A 23,982-nucleotide genomic window follows, 5' to 3' on the forward strand; every position below is an offset into this window, starting at 1 on the left:
CCAATTTATGCCCTGACCAGCATGGACATAGAGAAACCCGCCGAGAGACCGTGTCTCTAGGCAGATAGATTCCCGCTGGTCAGGGCGTCGGGGTCAGTTCGACGATCGGCTTCGGAACCGGGATACCGAGCTTGGCGAACAAGTCCCGCTGAGCCTTCGTCGGCTCGGTCGCCCGCCGGAACGTGCCCGCCGGGCCGGTGAACGTCCCGACATGCAACCGGTCCAACTCCCGCTGGGTGGTGAACCACGTTGCGATAGTAGTCGTTTCGATGGTCCGGATCATCAACAAGGCCAGCCAACACAACACGACGTGCGCGCGGATGCGTTCCTCGAGTCGGTGATAGACCGGCCGCAGGTCCAGGAACTGTTTCATGTCCCGCCCGCCATGTTCGAACGACATGCGGGACTGGACGCTGTCGAAGATCGTGTGGGTCACCGACCGAGGCTTCTCTTCGGCCGAGAACCGCCGCTACCTGCGGCAGCGCGACCACCAGTACGTCATCGGCGAGAAGATGCGCTCCGGCAGCGAGGAAGCGGACGGCCATCCCGATCACGATCTGCGGCAAGGTCATCTCGGGAGTCCTTCGACTAGCCGTAAGCCCCGAACCCGCCGGGCTTCGCGCTGCCGCCGGATTCGTGCGCGGCAGTGGCAGTTTCGTCGACGCCACCCTCATCGGCGGGACCGGGTGGTCACGCTCGTCGCGGGCGACGGTTCGTCGGCGGCGGTCTCGAAATAGGTGGAGGTCGTGTCGAAGAACAACATATCCACTTCAAGGTTCAACAGGGTCGCGACCTGGTCGAACACCTGCCGTTCCAGGTCGTTAGTGACCGCGTGCACCAGTCCATCGCCAGATAACAGGCGTCGTCGCTGGTCTCGGCCCCGCCCTACGAAAAACCGGGTTTACCGACCGCGTCTCCGACTGGTGAGGGGAGGGGTCGTGCTGCCTCCATTGCCTACGGCACCGGCGAACTGACCCACGTCGTGTGGGGATTTCTGGACGACCTCGATCTTCGTCGTTGGCGCTGGCGCATCGGCAGGTGCGGACTCGGGCTGTGGCGCCTTGGTTCCCAACAGTTCCTGATTGATCGCCTTCTGCCGTTCCCGCAACCCGTCGAGGCGGTCGGCGTGCTCGAATGGCTTGCCCAGACGTTGTTCGGAGCGTTCACGTTCCTCGCGTTCGGTGGCAAGGCGGCTCATTGCGACATCGAGTCGTTTGTCCAAGCCGTTGACCGCGTTCTCCAGCCTGAGCATCAGTCCTGGCCCGCCCCTTTCCAAGGTCTTCTTGTCAAGGGTGACGTAGAGGTCTGTGCTGACATCGGAGAACACAACTTCGACGTGGACTTCTCGGCCGGTGGATACGGTGCGGGCGTCGAGGACGAGGCCCGCGATCTCCGCTACGCCCTGGTCGGAGAAGACCTTCCAGACCGAGCGGGGGTCCTGAGTCAGCTTGGCCAGTCGTGCGGCGAGCGCGTCGCCGGCGTCGCCGCGGTGGTCGAAGAATCGACCGTTGACCTTGGCGGCGAACGCGTCGCCCTTGGTCGGTTTCCGGTGCGCGATTGCTCGGGTGTAGGCGTCGATCTCAGTTTCGAGGGCAGGGATGGCGTTGTCAGCGTCGCGAATACGGATATGCAGCATCGACTGGCTCCGTTGGTGGGCTCGGCGCAAGCGATCGAGTTTGGTGACCTCGATGTCGACTTCGGCCTTTTCCAGCACCAGCGGATTGCCACTGGCGATAGCGAGGGCCTCGTTGGCGTTGAGCGCCGCATCGCCGATATCGTCGATCTCCCTGGCGGTGAGCGACCCCTTCAGAAACTGGTTGACCATGGCCGCTTTTCGCGACTGAGCTGCCCACATGCGAGCATCGAATGTGCCCTCGGTGACGGCGCGAGCAACAGCGATCTCAGCGTTTTGATTGCCCTGGCGGATACCACGTCCATCACGCTGATCGATGTCAGCTGGCCTCCAGGGGCAGTCGACATGCAGCATGGCGACCATCCGGTCCTGAATATTCACGCCGACGCCCATCTTGGAGGTGGAGCCGAAAAGGAACTGGATACTGCCGTTGCGTGCCTTGGTGAACAGCGCCGCTTTGCCCTTGTCGTTCTTCGCGTCGTGGATGTAGGCGAACAGGTCCGCCGGTGCGCCCCGGGCGATGAGCTTGGTCTTGAGTTCGTCGTAGGCATTCCAGTCCTCGCCTGGTGTTCCCAGGTCACAGAACGCCAAGACAAGGCCGCCGCGGCGAGGGTGTGGCTGTCCGTCGCGACCGAGGAAGACCTGGTCCTTGGCGGCTTGCCATTTGTCGAACATCCAGTCCGCCGCCGCTTCGAGCTTGAGGCCGAACTGATCGTCACCGACCTGTTCGTCCGGCTGATGGCGCGACATCGCCGAGTAGAGCGCGACATACCTCGCCGTGGCGGGACTCGGAGACTTAGCGTGGAGGTGTCTGGCGATGGCGCCTCCCTCCGCAATGTCCAACATCGGGCGATCCTCGTGCGCCGATACGGTACGAGAGCCGAGTCCGAGCGACTTGACAAGGCGCAGGTCAAGAGCTGCGGCACGACCGTCGGACGAGATCTTGAGCATGTTGTCCACGGTGGGATCAACCGCGCGCGACTTCACCTTCTGGGCCCGATGACCGAGGTCCCGGACGTATTCGAGCTGGGTGTCGGTAGCCGGGACGGAGATGACCTCCGGCGCACGCTGCCCGTCGGCCCGACGCGCGAGTTTGGGGACCGGGAGCTTCAGGTCCTCCGGCAATTTCACGTCGGCGGCGACATGGAACATGCGTTGCAGCTCGATGACGTTGCGGAACCCCACGAGTCGGGTCTTGAGACTCCACGAATTGCCGTCGACCGACATCTCCAGCTCGGTCTTCGTCTTGCCGAAGGTGGCCGCCCACTCGTCGAAATTGCGGATTCCGGCGTCTTCGAGCAAGTCCGGGCGGAGGTAGCGCTGCACGACGTACGCCTCGGTGATGCTGTTCGCGAGCGGGGTCGCCGTGGCGCCGGTGATGGCGCGCCCGTTGTGCTTGTCGCGCAGGTACTCCACGACCATGTGCAGTTTCTGCGCCCGCTGGCTTCCGGCGATGGCGGCGGACTCGATCTGGGTGTCGGTGGCCAGATTCTTGAAGTCGTGCAGCTCATCAACTACGAGGTAGTCGATGCCGGTCTGCTCGAACGTGATGCCCGGATCGGTCGGGGCGCCGACCTTCTTTTTCAGCTTCTCCTCGGACTTAAGGATCGCGTCCTCGATACGTTTGACGGTCGTGCGTTTGGCCCCGCCGGCCATGAGTTCGGCCAGATACTCGCGGCGCGGTTGGATCTCGCGGTCGAAGTACCAGTGCGCTGTGTCGCGTGCGACCTCGAGGCGTTGGAATGACCCGCGAGTCAAGATGATCGCGTCCCAATCGCCGGTCGCTGCGCGGGCGACGAACTGTCGTCGTTTCTCCCCCGCCAGGTCCTCGGTGCCGGCGGCGAGGATGCGCGCCTGCGGATACGCCTGCAAGAACTCCCTGGCGAATTGATCGAGCATCGAGTTCGGCACCATGATCGCTGGTTTGCTGACCAGCCCAAGGCGTTTGAGTTCCATGACGCCCATCGCCACCCCCAACGTCTTGCCCGCGCCGACGGCGTGGAAAAGACCCACATTCGGCTCGGCGATCATCCTGGCGACCGCGGCCCGCTGGTGCGGGCGCGGGGTGTAGACCCGGGATAGGCCGGGCAGGCTGAGCACCTTCCCGTCGGTCTCGTAGTTACGCAAGACGAGGTTGTTGAAACGTCGGTTGTACTCCTCGCTCAGCCGCGCTGCGCGGACCGGGTTCTCCCACACCCATTCGCTGAACCGTTCGTTGACCTGTTCGGCCTTCTCGTTGGCGGCTTCGGTTTCGGTCGGGTTGGGGATGCGTGACTCACCGTTCTCGTCCGGATCGAAGACGCGGATCGGAGCCTGGCGCAGCAGGGCTTGGGCGATTTTGGGTGCCGGGACGCGGGCGGTGCCGAACTCCTGGGTCGCCAGAACGCCGCGACGGCCACCGGTAACCTTCCACTCCCCCGCCTTGGTGTGCTCGACGGTGATCGTGTCGTCGTTGAGGACCTCGTTCAGGAATGTCTGCACGTCGGGCGCGTCGATCCAGACCGCGCCGAGTCGGGCGTCGATCTCGGCTGGTCCGAGATCGACGGGGATGACCCCGGTCAGCGCGGTGACGTTGTCGCTGTAGGTCTCCGGGTTCGCGGCGGCGGCGTTGCGGGCTTGATCGAGCTTGAGACGGACATTGCCCGACAGATATTCCGCCGCAGGAACGAAGCGGCCGTCCTCGGCGGGGTCGGGGTAGATCAGACCTCGGCATTGCGCGCGAGCGTGGTCGTCGTCGATGCCGAGCAGGCCCGCGATGACCGGCAGGTCGATGCGGCCGTGCGTATCCAGGCAGATCGCCACCGCGTCCTCGGCGGTGTCCGCTCCGGTGCGCGGGGTGCGCGGCGCGACGACGCGCTGGCGCATGATCGCCATCTTCACCGCGGTGTCGGTGGTGGCGTCGTAGTCTTCGAGCGCCAGCACGATCGGGGCGTGCGGGTCGTCGCGGAATACCCTCATGACCAGGGGACGACGGACCGACATGACCGGCTCACCCGCATCATCGACGCGTCCGGTCGGATGCCATGTGCAGCGGTTGATCGGTCCGAATCGCTCGGTGTAGCGGTCGTAGCGGTGGTTGAGTCGCGTGCGCAGGGCTTCGATCTCGTCGGAGTCTTCGGCGTTGGCGGCCTCGTTCTCCAGCAGAGCGACCGCGGTGTCGCGCAACCCCAGTAATGCCCGCAGTTCCTCGGCCTGGGTTTTCGGGATCGTCAGCTCGCTGTAGGTGCCGTCGACGTGCAGTGCCTCGAAGCCTTGTGCTGTGGCGCGCAGGTGGCCAGGGAATTCGTTCGCGTCGCCGGGTGCGCTGGCCGCAGCACGTCGTTCGCCGGCGACCAGTGCACGGGACTGATGGGCGATGCCCTCGCTCAGGGCTTGCCGCGCGATGCGATCGAGCGCCTCACGGAGTTGCTGTTCCAGGTCGCCGCGCCCGTGCACCTCGACTGCCAATCCGCCGTACATGCTGGTTCCGGCTCGTAGCTCACCGAGAACCATGTCGGGGTTGTTGAGGAAATACTCGTTGACGACGACTTCCGCATCACCGGCATCTTGAGCCAAGGGCACTTCGGTGCTGGTGGCCAGCTCGAACGGTCCACCGAGCTGGCGTGGCGCGCCATCTCGACGGCGCAGGATCAGAATGTCGGTGACCACGTCCGTGCCCGCGACTCGCCGATGTGCGCCATTGGGCAGGCGGACCGCACCGAGGAAGTCGGCGTGAGCGGCGATGTCGCGACGGGCGGATGGATTCTTCTTGTCCAGGGTGAAGGAGCTGGTCACCACCGCCACCACACCGCCCGGCTTGGTCAGTGCGATCGACTTGAGGATGAAGTGGTCGTGCATGCTGTGCTCGCCGGTGTTGTGCACCGGATCGTGGAGCCGTGTCGAGGAGAACGGCACGTTGCCGATCGTGGCGTCGAAGTGTCCTTCGGGCAGACGGGTGTCGGCGAAGGATTCGACCCGGATGTCGGCGTGCGGGTAGAGCGCCTGTGCGATCCGAGCGGTGGTGGAGTCCAGTTCCACACCGGTCACGCGCGCCGATTCCGGGGCACGTCCGATGAATGCGCCTGCACCGCAACCTGGTTCGAGGACTCGTCCGTCGACGAACCCGAGGGATTGGAGGTGATCCCACATCGTCCGCACGATCATCGGATCGGTGTAGTGGGCGTTGAGGACGGTGCGGTTGGCCTGCTTCCATCCGGTTTCGCCGATCAGGGTTCGTAGCGATTCGGCGTCGGCGCGGAACTCTTCACGCTCGGCGTCGAAGATCGCGGCGGCGGCGCCCCACGAGGTCCATTTCGCCAACGTTTCTCGCTCGGCCGGCGTCGGGGTGCGGTCGTCGCGTTCGAGGACCTGAATGGTCTGGATCGCCGCGAGGTTCGCCTCGATGCGCCGCTGTGGCGACCGGGGGATCTCCACTTCGGGCGCCGGAAGCCGTTCGGCGCGACGGAATCCCGCGTTCACGGGACCGGTCGCATTGGCCCTCGCTGTTGTGAGCGGCCCGGTGGCCGCCTCGGTCCGAGGTGGTGTCGCTGGTGACTGGTCGGTGGTAACAGGCACCGCCGTCGGTGCCTGCGCCTCGGACGGCATAGGGGCAGGGGTCGCACCATTGGAGGCCGCTGGCGGCGATGCCAGGGCGGTCGAATCCTGTTGAACCTCCGACGATTCGATGGGTGTTGCGTGTTCGGTCTGCGGTGTTGTGTCCGCGTGGCCGGAGGCGAGGGGCGCAGTGTCGGCGGTGGTCGCGGCGCCGGTCTCGGTGAAGGGCAGGCCGAGCCTGGTGAGCGAGGCTCGCAGGTACCCGACGCGGCGGGTGCGCACGGCGAAGTCGGTCGCCCGCCGCTGATACCAGAATTTCTGGGGGCGTGACCACTGGAATTTGGCGTCGTGCAGGGCTTGGCGGAGTTGCAGGTTCGCTTTGTCGGTGTTGCGGACCAGCGTGCCTTCGGTGGTGTGCTCGATGAGGATCGGCAACGGAGTCGTCGCGTCCTCGACCAGGGGTGCGGGTTCTGGCGGATCAGTTCGGGATGTAGCGAGATTCGTTTCGGTGCCGACGATTTCAGCTGCGGCGGGAATCCTCGGCTCTGGGTGCTCGGCCAGATGGGCACGAATCCGAGGCATGACTTCGCGCACGGGTAGCGCTTCGGTGATCGGCGCCGCGTCGGCGGCGGGGTGGACGATCCACTGGCCGCGTTTGGGTTCGAGGAGGAAAGTGTGTCCATCGACAACGACGTGCGCCCGTTGTCCGTGCACTCCATCGAACTGTTCGCGGGCCGCCAGCCCGAGTTTGTCGACGAACCCCGCCAGCCGCTCGATGCGCGAGCGCATCTCGACGTAGTCGGTGGCGTCGGCGGGGTTGATGAGCTGAGCCTGGTCGAGCAGCGTGCGCGCTTGCTCGAAGCGTCCAGCCCGAAGGTGTTCACCGGCCGCATTAACCATCGGCCCTGTGGCGTGTGCGCGCTCGTACTGGCGGGCTTGGACCGAGGCGGGTGTCTCGTCGTAGAGGTCTGGGCGGGCCCGCAGGTAGCACTCGACCCACAACCAGGTCGGCCCGAATCGCTCCCCCGCCGACAGCGCCTTCAGCGGCCCCTCGGTGAGGTATCGCGGCGCGGTGGAGGGGTTGAAGATCTCGGGTGGCCGGTTGTAGCCACCGTAGGCGTAGGCCTCGTCCTCGATCGTGCACCGCAGCGTTGCCAGTTCGACCGGGCTGAACATCGCATCGGCCCGCGCCAGACGTTCGGCTTCGGCACCGCTGGTCGCCGTGCCGACCTCGCGGCCGACTTCCCACGTCTGCACACCGTCGATGAGGTAGTCCCGTCCACCGACGGTGACGATGGTGTCCTGCGTGCTGGAGCCGAGTTCTATCGCGCCGGCCGCGCGGCGTCCTGCCTCTCCAAGATCAGCGCCAGCTGTTCGCGCTTCTGCTGAGCGGTCAACTCGTCGTGATCGCTCAGCATCCAGTGGACCTCCTCGACCAGATGCGGATACCGGCGATCCCACTCGCTCGCCTCCGGGCTGCCCGGCTCCATCTCCAGGCGCTGCTCCACCGCTCGCTCCTCCTGCTGCATCACCAGCAGGTCGCGCTCGGTCCGGCTCGGTTGCGGGTCGTCCTGGTTCTCCGGGGGCATCGAGTACAGCAGCTCGGCCAAGGCCATCTCCGTCGCCTGGGCGCGCACCGTGTTCAGCGTTCCCACCCGTTGCAGGTAGTCCTGTCCGGGGGTAATCGCGTCGGTTTCCAGCTGGGTTGAGATCTGCTCGATTCGCTGACTGATCTGATCTGCCAGCTGTTGGAAGTGCGTCTGCGGGTCCTCCAGCAGTTGCGTTGTTCGTGGCAGGTACGTCGTGTAGTAGGTCCTGACCTGGTCGATGATCATCGCGTTCGTTGTCCTTTCGGTGGTCGACGGTCGAGGGTGCCGGGTTCGGGTCGCCCCATAGTGCCTCCAGGCTCAGCTGGTCTTCGCTGATCTGTATTCTTCGCGGTCGCCGCGCCATAGTCGCCTCCGTGTTCGACGGCGGGGCGGCGCATCGCACCAGCCCCAATGGTTCCGTTGTTGCTGATGTGTCGAGAACATCCACCTGCGACGATTGCCGCAGGTGAACTCGATGCACTCTAATATATCGAAAGGCTCGATAGTATCGATAGCACCTAAAGCGGCCCGGCAGTGGCGGGCGCTCAGTGCTTTAGCAGCGATCGGGCCATTGGATACACTGGAACCATCGGGGATGCGGCGGGAAGCCGACCGCGGACCGGGATGCGCGTTCTGCCGTCGAGAGGGAAGGAAACCCGTGGCCGACACACAGTCCGACAAGGCGGAGATGCCGACAAAGGGCAGGACGAACTTCTCCTGTAGCAACGAGGTCTGGTCCGACGCGAAGAAGCAGTGGCAGAAGCAGATTCGCCAGTTCCCGACCTGGGCAGGATGGCTGGACGCAGCCTTCGCCTCGAAGACTGCGCGCAAGCGCGCGGAGTTGGGGTTGACCGAGTACGAACCCGCTCCTGACCGACTCCCTCCCGGTCGACGCGTTCCACCCGAGCAGGCGGGCACCCGACCGCGCCGCTCGTACAGCGGCGACACGAAGATCATGGCCGACGCACGAGCCACCTGGTGGGCCGAGGCCGAGCTCTACCCGGCGTGGTCGGACTGGGCCGAGGAGGCCCTCGCTGACCAACTCCCCCGACCGGCGACAACACCCGCCACCCCGATCGAGTCCGCCGACACGGTCGCGGCACCGTAGCCGCGGAATCCGCAACCCACCCCACGGGCGCTCCAAGTTCTTATAAGAACTTGGAGCGCCCGTGGCATTTCTAACCGGTTGCACCATCGGATCGACACCCCCGATAAGACCGCCCGCACCGGCGAGCCGGGCACGAGCGACGCATCGCCGACGGTCGACGCATCTGCGCGCCCCACTCGCGCATCCGAGCCCACCGGTGGCCCGACTCGCGCGACCAACTGCGAAAACTGACTTTCAGGCCGCTGACCTGGAAAAACCTGGCGAATATCGATCGACTCGACCAACCTTTAGATCCTTTCGATACAATCGAGTCTCTAGCATCAATAGATGCTTCGGAAACTGGGCGCGAGCCCAGCAACCGGCCAACCCTCGACAAAGGACAGAGATCCGATGCCCGATCCACTCATCTCCCCCGACCGCAAGACCCCGGAATCGGTCATCATGACCGCCCGCTACCTCGAGGCAGTGCTCGAGCAGGCACACACCGCCGCGAACGCCACCTCCTACATCGACATCGACGAACACGGTGCGCTCGTGCGAATCAATCCCGATGACGACTCCGCCGAAGCCGTGGCCCGCGCGGACAACGCGCTCACGCACTACCTGCGCGAGCATCGTGGCGAGCTCGGCGCCGACCCACGGTGGCGTACCCACTACGCCGATTTCGATCGTGCCGACGCCCCAAGCGCACAGTTGGACGCCGGAGCTAGGCGAGATAGCTTGCCCGAGGATCGAACTCGCCACCGCGGCGATCACGAATCGACTACCCGACGCCATGCCCGCCATGTCGAGCAACTGATCGCCGACAGTGCGCGAGGGGGCGACGCGCACGCGGTCGCGTGCGGCTCGTTCGCCTTCCGCACGGCCCCGGTCACCGCAGCTGGGGCACCGGCCGCCCTCGCGCGGCGCAGCCGATGAACGTGCGGTCGCGCAATGCCCGATTCTTTGGCCGGGTCCTCACCACTGCGGCATGGGCTATCCGCGCGGAACTGAGCTACTGCCGTGCGATCAGGCTGGCGCTGCTCGTCAGGGCGCACGGTGGAGGTTGGTGGCAGACCCTTCGAACCCTGGCGAGTACCTACGATGTCAGTGCGCTCCACATCGGGGACCACTGGTTCCTCATCGGTCCACAGAGCCCCCGAACGCTGGACCAACGGCCCGACCAGGGACGCTGGGCGTGGTACATCTGCGGCCCCAGCCTGCTCCACCAGACGCCCGACCGCTCGCTGGGCCGGAAGAATGCGCCCCGGCTTCCCCCCGACCGCGGCGTTGACCTTCTGCCAGGAGTGGTCCGATGCGGCTCGCCAGGCCCAGCAGCGCGACGGCGCATGGTCTCGACCGATCAGCGAACCCACAGCAACGACTTCGGATGCTTTCGATACATTAGAACCATGACCCCGGCGATCGGCCGGACGATGAACCAAGAAAGAGGTGGTCGGCAATGTCGATCCTGTTGATATACCCGGCCGTTGCCATCCTGATCACGGTCGTCGTGCTCGCCGTGAAGTACCGACGCCCGAACCCGGGTCCACCCCAGGCACGCAGGCGGACGGGTCGCGTGGCGCGGGGAGTCGCAGGCGGCCTGGCGGGCGCGGCGGCAGGGATGACCCTGGCGAGCCTGCTGGGTCGGACCAAGCGCCGCTGAGCCGACCGCCCGGTAGGGCCCAGCCCTACATGACCAGCTTTAGCTGTTTTAGATACTTTCGATACTTGAGGAATTGTGGAGGTGGCGTGCCGTGGCCGATACATCCGCCTCGCGTGCTTCGTTCGCCCGAATCACGCGCGCTCTCGACGAGTGGGCGTTCGAGCACGACCGCCTGCCCGGCCCGTCGTCTCAGCGCGGGCAGTGGACGATGTATTGCTGCCCTGCGCACGAGGACGCAGACCCGAGCTTGGGGTTGATCCACAACAAGGACAAAGCCAAGACGGTCGTGCGGTGCTTCACCGGCTGTCCCGACACGCAGGTCCTAGCGGCCATCGGACTGTCCGGTAACGCGATCTGGGACAGGCAATGGGTCCGGGAGCCTGGCACTTCACCTCGACCCCGGCCCCCTCGACCCGAGTCGCAACAGGATCAGCGGAGTGCTCGTGATCCGGCGAGACCGTCGAAGAAGCGACGCCTCGGCAGAGTCGTCGGCCCCCGCTACCGGGTCGCGACCTATCTCTACACCGACCAGCGTGGCCTTCCGCTCGGCGAAGTCGTGCGGATACATGTCCCACACGAACGGGGCATCGACAAGATGTTCTTCCAGCGCAGGGTCGACGCCGGTGGCCGGTGGCACAAGGGCGGTTTCGCCCCGGCGCTCTACCGCCTGCCCGAAGTGGCACGGGCCATCGCCGACGGTGAGGAGATCTTCCTCGTCGAGGGCGAAAAGGACGTGGAACGGGCGCGTAGAGCGGGACTGGTCGCCACCTGCAACGCGATGGGAGCGGGTGCCTTTCGGCGCGCCCACGCCCGCCAACTCGCCGGTGCGGCGCGGGTGGTAATCGTGGCCGACCGCGACGAGGCCGGCTACCGCCACGCCGCCGAGGTCCAACGGCTCTTGATCGGCCTGGTGCGGGAAGTGGTGGTCGTGGAGGCCGCCACCGGCAAGGACCTCAGCGACCATTTCGACCTCGGTCACGCCATCGATGAACTCGTGCCGGTCACCGATACCCAGCTCGACCAGGGCTTCCCGACCGCCCAGGCAATCCTCGCCGAGGCCGAGAACACCCTGGAAGGTGCGTTTCGGCGTTCGTTCGATCCCGAGACCGGGTGGCGGTGGGTGTGGGCCCCAGAGATCGGGGCCGACTACGCGATCGAAACCACGGCGACGCACGCGACAGACAACCAACAGATTTCGGAGCCAGCCATGCCACCGACCGAAACGCCACCACACGAGGGCGTAGAGATCACCGTTTACACCAAACCCCACTGCCCGCAGTGCGATGCCACCAAACGCACGCTCGACAACCTCGGGTTCGCCTATCGGGTCGTCGATGTCGCCCAGGACCCCGATGCGCGAGAGCGTCTGTTGAGCATGGGATTTCGTGGTGCCCCCGTGGTCGAAGCCGGAAACGTTCGATCCACCGGATTTCGCCCCGACAAGCTCAAATCGCTGTCCGGTGTGCTGCGCACCGACGTGGTGGCAGAACAGGAGGCGGCTGCTGTGCAGCCGGGGTTTCGTCACCCCGGCGAGGCGGATCGCCTGAGCGTAGACGCGGTGCAGAAATGGGCCGCCCCGTACTTGAGGAGCGCCCAGCGGCGAGGCGAGATCCCCGAACTGGGCTCGCCGCAATGGACTTCGCTTCCCAACGGAGATCCCCGCAAAACCGGAGCGGTGGTAGAGGCGGCCATGCGCTACGTACGCCAAGCCAGCGCACCCGAACCGGCAGCCTCGCCATCTCGCAGTCAGGGCGCCGATGTTGCCGCAGCGCGCGGTGATGGCCGGCGGCCGACCTTTGCCGCACTACAAGAGGCCCGCCGTGGTGAACAGTCGCTGCGGGCCGCCAGCGGACCGTTGACCCCGATCGCCACGACAACGGCTTTCGCCGGCACCGCGCTGCCCCCGGCAGCTTCAACCACAACCACCCCCGCACCGCACCGCAGTCTCGGTCGCGGGCGCTGAACAAGGAGAAGATCAAAATGAACGCCACCACCGACCGGTCCGCCCCTCCCTCGGGGCCCTGGACACCGGTGCTCTCGCCTGTGCATGTCCCCGAAGCCGCGCCGGAACCCGAACCCGACCAGCCCGTCGAGGCGGCGCCAGACACCAGCAACACCGACCCCGAGCCGACGCGTCGACCCCGGCACCTGATTCTGGGGGTCTCGGCGGCCGTGGGTGCGCTTGGTCTCGGCGCGCTGGGGTTGGGGCTGAGCGCTGCAGGGCCGACGCACACCGCACTTCCGGTCCTGCCGAGTACTCCCCCACCGGTGGTGACAACGACCCCGGCGAACTTTCTGTCAGGCGGTCCTTGCCCGAATGCCGTGGAGGGCCACATATATCGCGGCAACGGGCCCGGCGGCACGGCTGGTGGGGTTGCGGCGATCTTCGCCTTCCAGCACGCGTACTACGGCGCACGCTCGGGTGATCAGGTCCGGGCCATGGTGCTCCCGGAGTCCCCGGCGTACTCGGCGGCGACGATCCAACAGGGCATCGACACCATCCCCGTCTCCACGGTCTACTGCCTGACAATCACCCAACAGCAGCCCACCCACTACCTTGTCGACGTGTTCGAGCGTAGGCCCTCCGGCGAGACGAAAACCTACCGCCAGAACGTCACGACCATCGACCGTCACGGGCGTACGTTCATCAACACCATCAGCAGCGCCGAAGCCGAGCTCCCCCAGGTGAAGCCGCAACCGATTCCCCTGCTCGAAGCAGCCATGAAGCCCGCTCCGACACCCGTTCCGCGACCTTGAGGATACTGAGATCATGAGCAGCCCGACCTCCCTGCACGACGATGTCATCGCCTACGCGGCCACCCGTACCGTCGACTCACCCGAGAAGATCTCCGAAACCGTCGAAGCCCTCGTCGAGGAATGCCAAGAGCGCGCCCGCACCGCCGCAGCCGAAGAGACCACGCTGACCGGTAGCATCTTCGCCCCCACTGTCGTCGGCATCGATCACACGATCGTGCCGACGCTCGCAACAACGATCGAGTATCTGATCAGTGTCGTGGTGACCATCGAGTTCCGCGCGATCTTGTGACTGCCCTTAGGCACGAGGTCGCACCACGGTCGCCGCGAAATGCCCACCGGATTCTGACAAGTATCCGGTGGGCATCTTTGTGTACTCATTGTCCAAGGGAGACGCACGTCCCGGATTCGCGATGTTGGAGCTCGAGCACATGGTCGTCCTCGCTCACGAGACCGAAGTCGCGGAGCACGAAACTCGCCGCCACCGCGGACGGCACTAGGGGCAAACTCCCCCAGTGACGGGACAGATATGCGGATCATAGTCTGCGGTGAGTCGACTGGCGATGAAGGCGCTATTGTCTGCGTACTTGGGTTCGATCCAGCGAGCCCCGACCATCACCGAGACATGCTCAGCGCCAGCAGCTCTGAGTCGCAGCACGGCGGACTGCGTGCGAGACCCAGTAGTCCAGGTGTCGTCCAGCAGGAGAACGTGTTGTCCGTCAAACCGTGAGGATTCTGGTTCGATGGCGAATCTGTCAATTGTCACCTCGCGAGAGCCAACCGGGATGCCAGTTCGACTCAGGGCAGGGCTCGCGGTCACCGCCTTCAATTCAGAGGCGATGCGGAAGAACGGGTGAACCCCCTGCCGTCCGCCGGACGACGGAATTGTCAGCATTTGAGTAATCGGCTGGCCGACCAGGCGGCTGATGCAGCGCTGGTGCAGGTTGATTCCGACGGCAAGCAGCCACGACAAGATGAGTGCGTGGCGCTCTCGAACAGCGGCACTAGAATCATCCTTGTACTGGCGCATCATCAGACCAGACTGGCTGCCCGCGATGCCATACGTCAGTGGAACGACGATGTCGGCCATTCCGTTTGAACGATTCGCGCAGGCGTAGCACCGCTCATAGCAAGGCTCGATCGGGGTCGTACATGTCGAGCATGTCAACGAGGACTCACGGATGACGTTGCGCAGGAACCCGCCCGCGAGCAAACGAAGAATCCGCACTTGACCATCGACATCCGGTTGCATTGATGCGAGTCTCTGCTCTCAGGCTAGCTAGGCAAGGACAGGTCGGCCAGGCGCGCTCGCGAACGCCGCGAACTTGTCGATCAGCTCCATCACCTGGGCCGTACTCGATGCCTGATAGACCCCTGGCCGGTCAAGCATTTGGCGCCCCCACCGCGTGGCGTTTACTACACGATCGGTGAGGATGACTGGGCGTCCGTGCCCGATAGCGACTCGGGCTTGGATGCGAGCTCCGCTGTGCTCGCCAGCTTCGACAATGACCGAGGCAATACCGAGCCCGGACATGGTCGCGTTACGCATGGGAAAGCTGTGTTTAGTAGGTGGTGCGTCGGGCAGGAACTGGGAGATGAGCGCGCCGTGGCGCGCGACTTCGTCATGCAGTCCCCGGTTGGCGGCTGGGTACACCTTGGTGATTCCGGTGCCGATCACACCCACTGGCCGCCCGCCTGCATCGATGGTCGCGCGATGTGCGGCGGTATCAATGCCTGCGGCCAGGCCAGAGAGGACGGTGATACCGCGGTCTACAAGGCCGCGGGCGATGTTGGCGGCGATGCGTTGACCTTCAGATGTAGCGTCCCGCGACCCGACGACCGATACAGCCGTTTCGCCGTTTTTGAGCTGTCCACGTGTGAACAGCAGGGGCGGGACTTCGTGGATGCTTTTGAGCGCTGCTGGGTAATGCTCATCGAGAACGGTGATGATGTCGAAGTTGCCGCGTTCCGTCCACTGCTTCCATGCCTGCTCGGCGTCTTTTAGGGCGCGGCACTCGGTGGTCTCCAGATTCTCGACTTCGAGCGCCAGAGGGTAGAGCTCGTCCCATAGGGTGCGGGCCGATCCACGGAGGGCGGCTTCGCAGGCGACCTCGGGCCAGCTCATTCCGTTGGGCTTGAGTTTGAGCATGGCGAGCAGTAGTGCGCATTCGGTGTCGTTGGTGTTCATGCGGTGCGCATCCCATTCTCCTCTCGAACGCGTGTTTGATACCATCATCGCATCCGCGTATGACAACTTAGCCCAGGAGCCGCAGGACTGTCATCCTATGCAGCGTGCGCTAAGACCTGCCGATCGCCGCCCTCCAGCGTGTCTTCAGTGCCTGCTGTGTAGCCGGTGACCTTGTCGTAGGCCCGTGCAGCCCACCTGGTATCGCCGATGTGCGGTATGCCGTTCGTCCTCGCTGGGCGGTTCTACGCCGATCAGCCGGGACAGATCATCAGACTGCCCAGGGTGGGGTGATGGCCTTTGCCCGCACCTGACGCAGCTCGTCGTGCAGTTCGGTCCAGTCGTAGGTGTGGGTCACCCGGGTGTGGGCGTCTCGCGGCGATAGATTCGAGGCGACGGGCCTGTCGTGCAAACTAACGCAGATCGGTTCATCGAACGCGCCCGCCGCAGATCACGCGAGACCAACAGCGATCCTGCGTATCGATGCGACTGTGACAGCTACGGATGGCCGCAGGACTTGGGCGTTGGCAGCAGATCGACACTTCTGTTCACTGATGCTTCCCGGAGGAGTCTACGACCTCTGCGTATCGCGCCAGCTCAAGTCTCGGGCGTTGTCGAATCGGTCAACATCGCTGTGGGGGAATGGTTTCGGTGGCAGGCTCCTTCCGTGACCGGGATTGAGGCCGCTGCCGCACGCGTAGCGGCGGGGGCGAGCGTGCCAGTAGCGAAGAGGCTCTATCTATGGTGGCGGCCGAAGTCGGACTGGGCGTCGATAGCAGGGCTTGCCGACGGCCTCGCCGCTGCGGTTGACCAGGCTGAACAACAAGTTCAGCAGGAACTGCGTGCGGGACCGGGCGCATTCATGCCCGTCCGATTCACCACCGCAGCGCATCAGCAGCGAGACGGGATCAATTCGGCCGAGGTCAACGAGATCGCCACATATTTCGACCTGCTCGACCAGCCACGGCGGCTGGTCGTGCTCGGCGAGCCGGGCGCCGGTAAGACCGTGGCCGCTACCTATCTAGTACGCGGCCTGATTCAATGCCGCAGCGAACTGGTCGCCGTAACCCGACGCGCTGCTGAACCGGTACCAGTCCGGGTCAACACGGCCGGATGGGACGGCGGACAGGAGTTCTCTGCCTGGCTGGCCACCCGGTTGGAACTGGACTATGACCTGCCAGGCAAAGTCGCCGCGAAGATGGTCAAGGCCGGGATCATCCTGCCCGTGCTCGACGGCCTCGACGAAATGGACGACGACACCACCAACGGAGAACGCGCCAGAGCGCTGCTGGACAGGCTCAACGAACGCGAATGGGCGCTCCGACCTGTCGTCGTGCTATGCCGCACCAGCCACTTCCACCACCTCACCCAAGCCGGCGACGACAACGGCCTGCACGGTGCGGCTACGGTCGACCTAGACCCGCTCGCCACAGACCAGCCCGCCGACTACCTAGCCCGCTACCAGTGCCGGATCGGCGCCAAACACCCCGCCTGGGACCGGATCACCGCCCACCTGCGCGAGCACACCGACACCTCCATGGCCGTTACCCTGCGCAACCCGTGGATGCTTGGTCTGACATCCACCACCCTGCACCGGACCCCGCACACTGCTGCTGCCCTGCTCGACTGCCGCACTCCCGATAGTGTGCGCACCGAACTGTTCGCCGCGCAGGTTCCCGCCGCGCTCGCTGGCACCGAGGACATCGAGCAGTTCCGCGACTACACCCCCGACAACGTCGAAAAATGGCTTCACACCCTGGCGCAGCACCTAAAACATCGCCGCGATACCGACCGCAATGGCACCGGCATCCGCCTCGACGAAATCTGGGAAATCGCCGGCGCCACCCGAACCCGCCTCCTTCACATCCTGGCTGTAGCACTCATGAGTGGACTCGCGACCGGGCTCGTATTCGGGCTCAGGTTTGGACCTGTACTCGGGCTTAATCTCGGGCTCGTAGGTGCGATCGGGTTCGGCGTCATGTTCGGAGTCATCGTCTGGCTCTCGAAGCCCCCCGGCGCCAGCCGCATCGCCTGGAAAGTACCCACCCGCACGCGGTGGCCTACCGGGCTGATATTCGGGATCATTGCCGGATTCATGTTCGGGATCATGACCGGGACCGGGGCCGGGTTGGTAGCCGGGCTAGGGGTCGGGCTCGGCGTCGCGCTCGTGTTCGGCCTCACGCTTGGACTATCCGCCAGTCGCACCGATCAACTAGCTATGGGAACCAATGCGCGGTGGCTGATTCGCCATGATCTTCGAGCAGCGGCGTTCGGCGGTGCTATGTACGGGCTCGGGTACGGCCTCGCATTCGGCGCATCAGACCGTCTAATCGGGCTCCAGATCGGGCTACTCTCCGGGTTCCTGACCGCGCTGATGTTCGGGCCTGCGAGTGGCCGGTTCTTCGCCTCCACACTCTTGTTCAAGATCACTGCGGACTTCCCCAGCCGCCCTGCAACCTTCCTCAACTGGGCCCGCGAAAGGGGCCTGCTCCGCGTCAACGCCACCGCCTACCAGTTCCGACACCAGACTTACCAACAATGGCTTCTTCACCGTCCCGACACGGCAAACCCGGGGTGAGGCAGGTGCTGGCCCGTTCGTTTGCGCCGATAGGCGCGCCCGCAGACGCCAGCATGCAAGCCTCGCTCCCACTTGACACCCGCCCCGAGTCCTCGACGCGTCCGACCTAGTGCGTCCGGCCTCTGTTGTGGGTGGGCGCCGGAGCAGGCTTGGCTGGCGGTGGGGTGCGCCGATGGGACCTGGCGTTCGCCTTGTCCTGCTCGGGCGGGGTCAGCGGAGCTTGGGCCGCCGCTGGCGCGGCAAGCACCACCTCGTGCTGTTGGTCGTCGATCACGGTGTCTTCCTGCGCGGTACCGGCGCTGTGGTCGGCCGCGTCCTCAGACGTTCCAGCCTGCCGTTTCGGTGCCTCAGCAAACTTAACGGTGATGGCGGCGCCCTCCCTGTCGACGGCGAACACCCTGCTGCCGCTCGCGTCGGCGAGTTGCGGAGCAGTCGCGTCGTGAAGGGAATGCTCGTAATCGTCGGTGGAGGTTGCGTCGTGCTGATCCGCCTCTGCCCGCGCCTGGTCGGCGTCGCCGTCGAGGATGCCTGGATACTTGCGTGCCAGCAGGGCATCGAATTCGTCGTTGATCTCGCCTACCAATTGGGCCGCGCGCGCTCGATCGAACGGAGATTCGGGGTCAGCGGTGGTGAGCCATTCTTCGGCGACCAAACGGCGGGCGTCGTCCTCGGTGCGCGCGTGCGTCCTGGAGGCATTGCCCTTCTTCGCGGCTTCCCGCATCGTCCACGCGGCGAACCCGCTCGGTGCGCGGACCTGTCCGCTGTCGAAGTCGATGGTGGCGACCGACTCGATCAGCATCTCCGGGTCGACCCCGTGCGCGGTGAGCACTGTGTACTGGTCCTCGGCGACGTGCCAGCGTGGGTCATCGAGAATCTGATCGGGCACACGGCCGCGCAGTCGGTCCGCCAGAGGCGTCGCGGTGCGCTGATTCTGCCGATCGCTGTCTTGTTCACCGGACTCGGTCGTCGCCTTGCCGCTGTCGGTTCCGCGCCCGCGGCCCGCAGGAGATTGCGAGCGCCAGCGTCGGACTGCTTCGTCCTCGAGACTGCGGCGGCCGTCGCGGGTGTCGCAGTTCGCATACTCGGTCTCCCAGTTGTGTGCCCATTCGGAGTCGTGCTGTTTGAGCCATCGCCGTGCCACACCCACGGCTGTCCCCGTCCTGCCACCTGTGGCGTCGACCCATTTGCGGATGATCTCGTTCTCATCGAGGCGTCGACCGTCGATGGTGTCGGCAGCGGCGTAACTCTGCTCCCACCAGCGGTACCAGTCCGATTCGTGTTCCTTGGCCCACGTGCGCGCCTGGGCCAGCTCGACATCTCGCAGGGTCTGGTATCGGCGAGGCCGGGAGGTGGCGTGTAGCTCGTCGGCGTTGCGCCGCAGATCGTCGACCGCTTCGGCCGAGCCGGTGTTGCGCAGCCAGTCGACGACTCGGTCGGCGAGTTCTTCGGACCCGAACACGGCCTCGGCGTGGTTGTCCGTCCAGCCGGCCTGGACGCCGAATCGCCCGTGCGAGAGCGAAGAGACCCGGATGGTCATTCCGGTATCGGGGTGACGTTCGGCGCGAATGCGCCCCTCCTTCTCTGCAGTGTTCCATTCGTCGGCGTCGAGGTGGCTGAACTTGGTGACCGCGTGGCGATCGAGGACCGCGGTCTTGCGGGCGACGTTTTCGGCGTCGTCCCACGCGGAGCGGCCACGCTGCTCGCGCAGTTGGCGGAGCACTCCCGACAGCGTGCGTGCTGCCAAGGCAATACGCATGGTGTCCTCGCGGGGGATGCCCATCACAGGCGGTTCAATGACCGGCTGGTTCATCGTCGGTGTTCCTTTCTTGGTGGGTGATGCGGTGATTCACGGACCCCGCGTACTGCGGGATGTTCGGGGCGGGCGCCCGGTCGGGCAGCCGGGCCGGGCTGTGGCGCGGTGGAGGCGTGCGAGGTGCTCGCCGGTACGCGCTGCGGTGGGAGTTGACCGGGGACGGTGCCGGTGGCTTCGCCGTGGGCGCGGACGAGGTCTGCGGCTTGGCGGGCGCTGCGGGCGGCGGTGACGCGCCGGTTCTGTTGATGCCATGCCGCGATCTCGAGCAGCAGGTCGGCGACGGCAAGGCCGAGCTGCACAGTCGGGTCTCGTTGCAGACCACGCCCGGACAACATCCGAACTGCTGCGAGGTCGCGCGAGATCGCACGGAGTTCGGCGGCGAGGCGCCCAGCGGGGACGGCGGTCAACCCATGCCGAGTGCGCGCCGCGCGGTCGAAGGCCCACGTCGCCTGCGAGAGAGGGCCTTGGCGCGCGGCGCCATCGGCGATGGAGGCCCAACTGCCGATGACGTCGTGCAATTCGCGGGCCACCGTCGCGATATCGGATCGCTCGCCGCGCACGGCAGTAGCGACCTCTCGCACGCGTTCGGCGCTGTCGGTGAGCACCGTGTGCGCCTCGCGGGCTGTCTCGGTGATGGTTGCGCCGTCTGCGATGCCGGAGGGTGCGGGCGGGGTCGTCGACCAGCGGGCGGTGACTCGTGGCCAGGACATGTCGGCACCGAGGTGTCGGCTCGGTGCGAAGTAGATGGGCTGCCCGGTCTTGGCCGACACGTCGCCGGGAGCCGCGACGGCCCATCCCGTGATCTGCCCGGTGCCGTCGTGCTTGAGGTCGACGAGCACGCCCGCGTCGCGGAGCCGGGCGAGGAACTCGTCGGAGGTGGTCGCGACAGCGGCCGACTCGGTGATCAACTGGCGTAACTGGGTCCGCGCCGCGGCACCAGGTGTCGCGCGCAGCATGCCCTCGTCGCCGGCGGCCTGACGACGCTGGGCCTTCTCCTGTTCGCCGCGCGTCGGGGTCGGTACCGCCATCGGATCGTTGATGGCGGTCAGCCGCAACCCGAGCGCTTCTTCCCAGCGACGGGCGACTCGGCGTACGGCTTTCCAGTCGTTGTCGGGATAGAACCGTTTGCCGGTGTCGGCTCTGACCATCACGGCCGCGATATGGATGTGGTCGTTGCCGTCGACGGATTTGCCGTGGTGCACCGCGATCCACCGGCACGCCCCGGCGTCGCCCGCTTTCGCGATCCCGGTCTCGTGCAGCATGTCCTCGGCGATACGACGCCAGGTCTGTTGGTCGAGTTCGCCGTCCTCGGCACCGATGGCGACAGGAAGGTGCCAGATGTAGCCGTGCTTGGTGTAGCCCGATTGGCCGGGCTCGGGCTGTTGGGTGGGCAGCCCGATCGCCTCCGAGAGCGCGGTGACCTGTCCGGCGAGCTTGCCGATCTCGCCCGGCGCGAAGTCGCAGTCGCCGGGCCCGACCCACAACGGTTGTAGGGCGTCGGGGTCGGACTGCCACGCCGCGATCACCCGGGGATTGGTGTGCTCGTTGTGCGTGCCCGGTGAGAACAGATACCGGACAAGTCGCCGCCCGTCCCATCCCCGGATCGCTTTGCCGATCACACCGCACCGTGCCGAAGTTGTTCAACCAACCAGACATCGATGCGGCTGTTGATCTTGCGGGTGTAGGTCAGCACGGCGTCGGCGTTGTCGCCGAGTTCGCCGGTGGAGTTTGCGTGGCGGGCGACATCGTTCACGTTGCCCGCGACGTTGCCGAGCAACCGGCGTAGCTCGCGCACCTCGGCGATGAGGATCTCCACTTGGCCGCTGGTGCGAACTGTCGCTCCGTTGCGCTGCGCGGCGAATGCCCGCGCCGCGCCGACGGCAGCCTTGGCGATGAACGCGCCGGGCCGCAGTCCGACCGTGGCCGCCGCGGCGGTCACCAGCGCCCATTCGGCCGGCGCGTACGTCGACCGTCGACTGATCGATCGCGGCTTCGCCGCGTGGGGCCGGTGGCCCTGCCCACTCTTCGGAGGCACTTCTCGTCCCTTCGCCTACCGAGCGCCCAGCGGCGCTCTCCGGTCCGGCAGCCCCCTGCCGGACCCGCCGATGTCTCCACCCCGCAGGGATGGAGACATCAGAGCCTCTAGATCCTCTAGAGGCTCTCGATACATTCGAACCACTTCGAGTGTGTCTTGCGCCCACCCCTGGGCGCAACCCAAAAGTGGCCACTTTTGGGATATCTTGCTCACCCGAATCGCTGGCCATCGGCCCAGCGGCTCACGATGAACGCCCCAGCGAACACACCGACACTCGCGGGCGGGAACGGTGCGCGACAGGACTGCCTGCCTGAGCACCTCGGCCAGGTCAACCCACGCCGCCCGGTTTCGACTGCACACCAGCCCCCCAACCAAACAGGCGGCAAGACCGGCCGTCGACGCACACCCTCCGGGCCACTTTTCGCCTGTGACATCCAGCTTTCATCTTTCGATACTTTCGATACACTAGGGGTCATCGGTCCATTAGCGATCACCGAGCAAGGAGGCACCGCCCATGGTGAAGAAGACAGCCACCCACGCCTTGACCGCGTATCGACGCGTGGTCATCGACGACGACATGGAGACCCGCATCGGCGAACTCGCGGTAAAGGTCGGCGAATGGCAGCGCGCATCCGAGAACCGCGAGGCCGAGACGGCACGGCTGATCGCCGACGAGGAGTCCGCCGAAGCCGCCGTGGCAGCCGCCTACGCGGCGGCTACAAACGCTGGCGCCGAACCGGACGCCCTGGAACGGATCGGCCTCAAGCCCACCGCCGCCATCCGCGCAGTATCCAAGCGAGCGAAGACCAGACCTCAACCCCGCCCGTCTCAGACATCAACCACCGCCGCCAAGGCGCCCTTGACTCCGCCATCGACAGAGAACGTCGACACCGGGACCGTCTCGCTAGAGGTTTCGGCCGCACCCCGCGCCACACCGCAATCCGATCCGCCCCCCAGCGGTTCCGGGGGTCGGTCCGCCGACACCAAGCCGACGCGGGCTGCTGCCGACACGAATACACCGTCCGGCACCCGGACACGGAGTTGACGAATGCGCCGTACCGGCAACCGCTCCCAGGCGGTCCGGTACGGCGCATTCGAGCGCTCGACACTCACCAAGAAGGAGAACCCTCATCATGGCGCGCATCACCTACACCCACTACACCGACGACGGAACCAAGCTGTTCGGGATGTTCAACAGCGAGGCCGCCGACGAGTTCGAAGCGCTCGCACCGCTCGTGGATGGCCGAACCCACCCCGAGTGCCTGTATCACAATGACACCGTCGGCTGGATTCTGAATCGCGTTCTGACCGACGAAGGTGGCGCGGACCACAGCGTCTACGAAACCGTCTCCGAGGGTTTCGCGCGCCGGTGGCTCGCCGACAACAATTTCCGCGACGAAGCGATGCGCTGGTTCGGCCCCTCACCGAAGGACGATCCTCAGTCGTTCCCTCGATGAGAAGGTCAGCCTCCCCCTTCCCGATCCGCGCTAGCACTCCGCCTCACACGGCGACACCGCGGCGCTCTCGATCGACGGCATTCGGTATCCAACCGTGCAGCAGCCCGACTACCCACCTTGCATCCGCCAGCAAATCAGGTAATATATGACATAGAAGGGTTCGGGCCCGGACACCCCGACCTCTTCGATCCCACTCGCACAGCATGAAAGGCATTCCGATGTACCCACCCCTGGCAGCAGTCGCAAATCACGATCGCTTCTACGTGAACTTTTCCTACGTCCCGCCCGCCTCGAGCCGTGAGCTGCTCGATGAGCTCGGCTTCACCTCCGAGGACAACGCGCGTGACTGGGCGGCAGAAGAGGTCACCTCCTCGGCACAGGAGTGCGGCTCTGCGTGGGACTTCCGCGCCGAACTCTGGCTCATCCCGGCGGGCGTTCGCCTCGACAAGAACGACGAAAAGGAGCGCGTGCGAGGTCTCGCGCACGCGACCTGGGACCACCGCGCCAATGCCGTGGTGTGGGCCGATGGCGTCCCCGACGACTGGGACAACGACGACGAGGCAGACGAGCCCGAGACCGGTCACTGACCTCGCGCACATCACCACGCCGGGACGGCAACCGGATACTTCCGTACCGGCGTTTTCCGACTCGC

General features: G+C 65.7%; 20 protein-coding genes and 1 pseudogene. 12 read left to right on the forward strand and 9 right to left on the reverse strand.

Annotated elements, in window-relative coordinates:
• Nucleotides 1–79: 79 nt before the first annotated feature.
• Complete coding sequence (locus tag IEX78_RS19835) at nucleotides 80–373, reverse strand: hypothetical protein (protein WP_229684188.1); 294 nt, start codon at nucleotides 371–373, stop codon at nucleotides 80–82.
• Nucleotides 374–398: 25 nt separating this feature from the next.
• Between IEX78_RS19835 and IEX78_RS19840 the strand changes: the two genes are divergently transcribed.
• The gene (locus IEX78_RS19840) at nucleotides 399–737 is read left to right on the forward strand and encodes a hypothetical protein (protein ID WP_188830786.1); all 339 of its coding nucleotides are present in this window, start codon (nucleotides 399–401) and stop codon (nucleotides 735–737) included.
• A gap of 164 nt (nucleotides 738–901) precedes the next feature.
• Here the strand turns inward: IEX78_RS19840 and IEX78_RS19845 are convergent, their stop codons facing one another.
• Entirely contained in the window at nucleotides 902–5,776 is a 4,875-nt protein-coding gene (locus IEX78_RS19845) for a helicase-like domain-containing protein (protein ID WP_188830528.1), read from the reverse strand.
• Between the two features lie 738 nt (nucleotides 5,777–6,514).
• On the opposite strand from IEX78_RS19845, the gene IEX78_RS19850 reads away from it, so the two are divergent.
• Together IEX78_RS19850 and IEX78_RS19855 are read left to right on the forward strand one after the other, a co-directional pair.
• Nucleotides 6,515–6,766, forward strand: coding sequence for a hypothetical protein (locus IEX78_RS19850; protein WP_188830529.1), 252 nt, complete (start codon nucleotides 6,515–6,517; stop codon nucleotides 6,764–6,766).
• 75 nt (nucleotides 6,767–6,841) lie between these two features.
• Complete coding sequence (locus IEX78_RS19855) at nucleotides 6,842–7,555, forward strand: hypothetical protein (protein ID WP_188830530.1); 714 nt, start codon at nucleotides 6,842–6,844, stop codon at nucleotides 7,553–7,555.
• Here IEX78_RS19855 and IEX78_RS19860 read toward each other — a convergent pair.
• Nucleotides 7,489–8,001, reverse strand: coding sequence for a hypothetical protein (locus IEX78_RS19860; RefSeq protein WP_188830531.1), 513 nt, complete (start codon nucleotides 7,999–8,001; stop codon nucleotides 7,489–7,491). The genes IEX78_RS19855 and IEX78_RS19860 overlap by 67 nt on opposite strands.
• A gap of 412 nt (nucleotides 8,002–8,413) precedes the next feature.
• Here IEX78_RS19860 and IEX78_RS19865 point away from each other — a divergent pair, with 412 nt between their 5' ends.
• The 5 genes from IEX78_RS19865 to IEX78_RS19885 all read left to right on the forward strand — a co-directional run bounded on the left by IEX78_RS19865 (nucleotide 8,414) and on the right by IEX78_RS19885 (nucleotide 13,554).
• Nucleotides 8,414–8,863, forward strand: a complete 450-nt coding sequence (locus IEX78_RS19865; RefSeq protein WP_188830532.1) for a hypothetical protein — start codon at nucleotides 8,414–8,416, stop codon at nucleotides 8,861–8,863.
• Nucleotides 8,864–9,253: 390 nt separating this feature from the next.
• Nucleotides 9,254–9,781 carry a hypothetical protein gene (locus IEX78_RS19870; RefSeq protein ID WP_188830533.1) on the forward strand — a complete coding sequence of 176 codons (528 nt, stop codon included), beginning with the start codon at nucleotides 9,254–9,256 and terminating at the stop codon, nucleotides 9,779–9,781.
• 1,322 nt (nucleotides 9,782–11,103) lie between these two features.
• Nucleotides 11,104–12,471, forward strand: coding sequence for a glutaredoxin family protein (locus IEX78_RS24665; RefSeq protein ID WP_308426570.1), 1,368 nt, complete (start codon nucleotides 11,104–11,106; stop codon nucleotides 12,469–12,471).
• Between the two features lie 17 nt (nucleotides 12,472–12,488).
• Nucleotides 12,489–13,265, forward strand: coding sequence for a DUF8176 domain-containing protein (locus IEX78_RS19880; protein WP_188830534.1), 777 nt, complete (start codon nucleotides 12,489–12,491; stop codon nucleotides 13,263–13,265).
• Nucleotides 13,266–13,278: 13 nt separating this feature from the next.
• Nucleotides 13,279–13,554, forward strand: coding sequence for a hypothetical protein (locus IEX78_RS19885; protein WP_188830535.1), 276 nt, complete (start codon nucleotides 13,279–13,281; stop codon nucleotides 13,552–13,554).
• A gap of 204 nt (nucleotides 13,555–13,758) precedes the next feature.
• Here IEX78_RS19885 and IEX78_RS19890 read toward each other — a convergent pair whose 3' ends face one another.
• The 3 genes and pseudogenes from IEX78_RS19890 to IEX78_RS24390 form a co-directional block, all read right to left on the reverse strand.
• Nucleotides 13,759–14,352, reverse strand: coding sequence for a phosphoribosyltransferase (locus tag IEX78_RS19890; protein ID WP_188830536.1), 594 nt, complete (start codon nucleotides 14,350–14,352; stop codon nucleotides 13,759–13,761).
• A gap of 189 nt (nucleotides 14,353–14,541) precedes the next feature.
• The gene (locus IEX78_RS19895; RefSeq protein WP_188830537.1) at nucleotides 14,542–15,516 is read right to left on the reverse strand and encodes a DNA-processing protein DprA; all 975 of its coding nucleotides are present in this window, start codon (nucleotides 15,514–15,516) and stop codon (nucleotides 14,542–14,544) included.
• A gap of 202 nt (nucleotides 15,517–15,718) precedes the next feature.
• Nucleotides 15,719–15,820: pseudogene (locus IEX78_RS24390) on the reverse strand (polyketide cyclase); the annotation flags it as partial.
• 294 nt (nucleotides 15,821–16,114) lie between these two features.
• Here IEX78_RS24390 and IEX78_RS19900 point away from each other — a divergent pair.
• Complete coding sequence (locus tag IEX78_RS19900) at nucleotides 16,115–18,025, forward strand: hypothetical protein (RefSeq protein ID WP_188830538.1); 1,911 nt, start codon at nucleotides 16,115–16,117, stop codon at nucleotides 18,023–18,025.
• A 106-nt stretch (nucleotides 18,026–18,131) separates the two neighbouring features.
• On the opposite strand, the gene IEX78_RS19905 is transcribed toward IEX78_RS19900, so the two are convergent.
• The 3 genes from IEX78_RS19905 to IEX78_RS19915 are packed head-to-tail and all read right to left on the reverse strand — an operon-like array spanning nucleotide 18,132 to nucleotide 21,777.
• Entirely contained in the window at nucleotides 18,132–19,835 is a 1,704-nt protein-coding gene (locus IEX78_RS19905; RefSeq protein ID WP_188830539.1) for a hypothetical protein, read from the reverse strand.
• Nucleotides 19,832–21,457, reverse strand: coding sequence for a relaxase/mobilization nuclease domain-containing protein (locus tag IEX78_RS19910; RefSeq protein ID WP_188830540.1), 1,626 nt, complete (start codon nucleotides 21,455–21,457; stop codon nucleotides 19,832–19,834). The genes IEX78_RS19905 and IEX78_RS19910 overlap by 4 nt, the downstream gene beginning before the upstream one ends.
• Entirely contained in the window at nucleotides 21,454–21,777 is a 324-nt protein-coding gene (locus IEX78_RS19915; RefSeq protein WP_229684121.1) for a MobC domain-containing protein, read from the reverse strand. Before IEX78_RS19915 ends, IEX78_RS19910 begins: the two co-directional genes overlap by 4 nt.
• A gap of 610 nt (nucleotides 21,778–22,387) precedes the next feature.
• Between IEX78_RS19915 and IEX78_RS19920 the strand changes: the two genes are divergently transcribed.
• The 3 genes from IEX78_RS19920 to IEX78_RS19930 all read left to right on the forward strand — a co-directional run bounded on the left by IEX78_RS19920 (nucleotide 22,388) and on the right by IEX78_RS19930 (nucleotide 23,917).
• Nucleotides 22,388–22,918, forward strand: a complete 531-nt coding sequence (locus tag IEX78_RS19920) for a hypothetical protein (protein WP_188830542.1) — start codon at nucleotides 22,388–22,390, stop codon at nucleotides 22,916–22,918.
• An 88-nt stretch (nucleotides 22,919–23,006) separates the two neighbouring features.
• Nucleotides 23,007–23,330: a hypothetical protein gene (locus tag IEX78_RS19925; protein ID WP_188830543.1), complete on the forward strand. Its 324-nt coding sequence runs from the start codon at nucleotides 23,007–23,009 to the stop codon at nucleotides 23,328–23,330.
• A gap of 263 nt (nucleotides 23,331–23,593) precedes the next feature.
• On the forward strand, nucleotides 23,594–23,917 hold the full coding sequence (locus tag IEX78_RS19930; protein ID WP_188830544.1) for a hypothetical protein: 324 nt from the start codon (nucleotides 23,594–23,596) through the stop codon (nucleotides 23,915–23,917).
• Nucleotides 23,918–23,982: the final 65 nt, after the last annotated feature.

It is taken from the genome of Nocardia camponoti (assembly GCF_014646135.1).
In the GTDB taxonomy this organism is placed as follows: Bacteria; Actinomycetota; Actinomycetes; order Mycobacteriales; family Mycobacteriaceae; genus Nocardia; species Nocardia camponoti.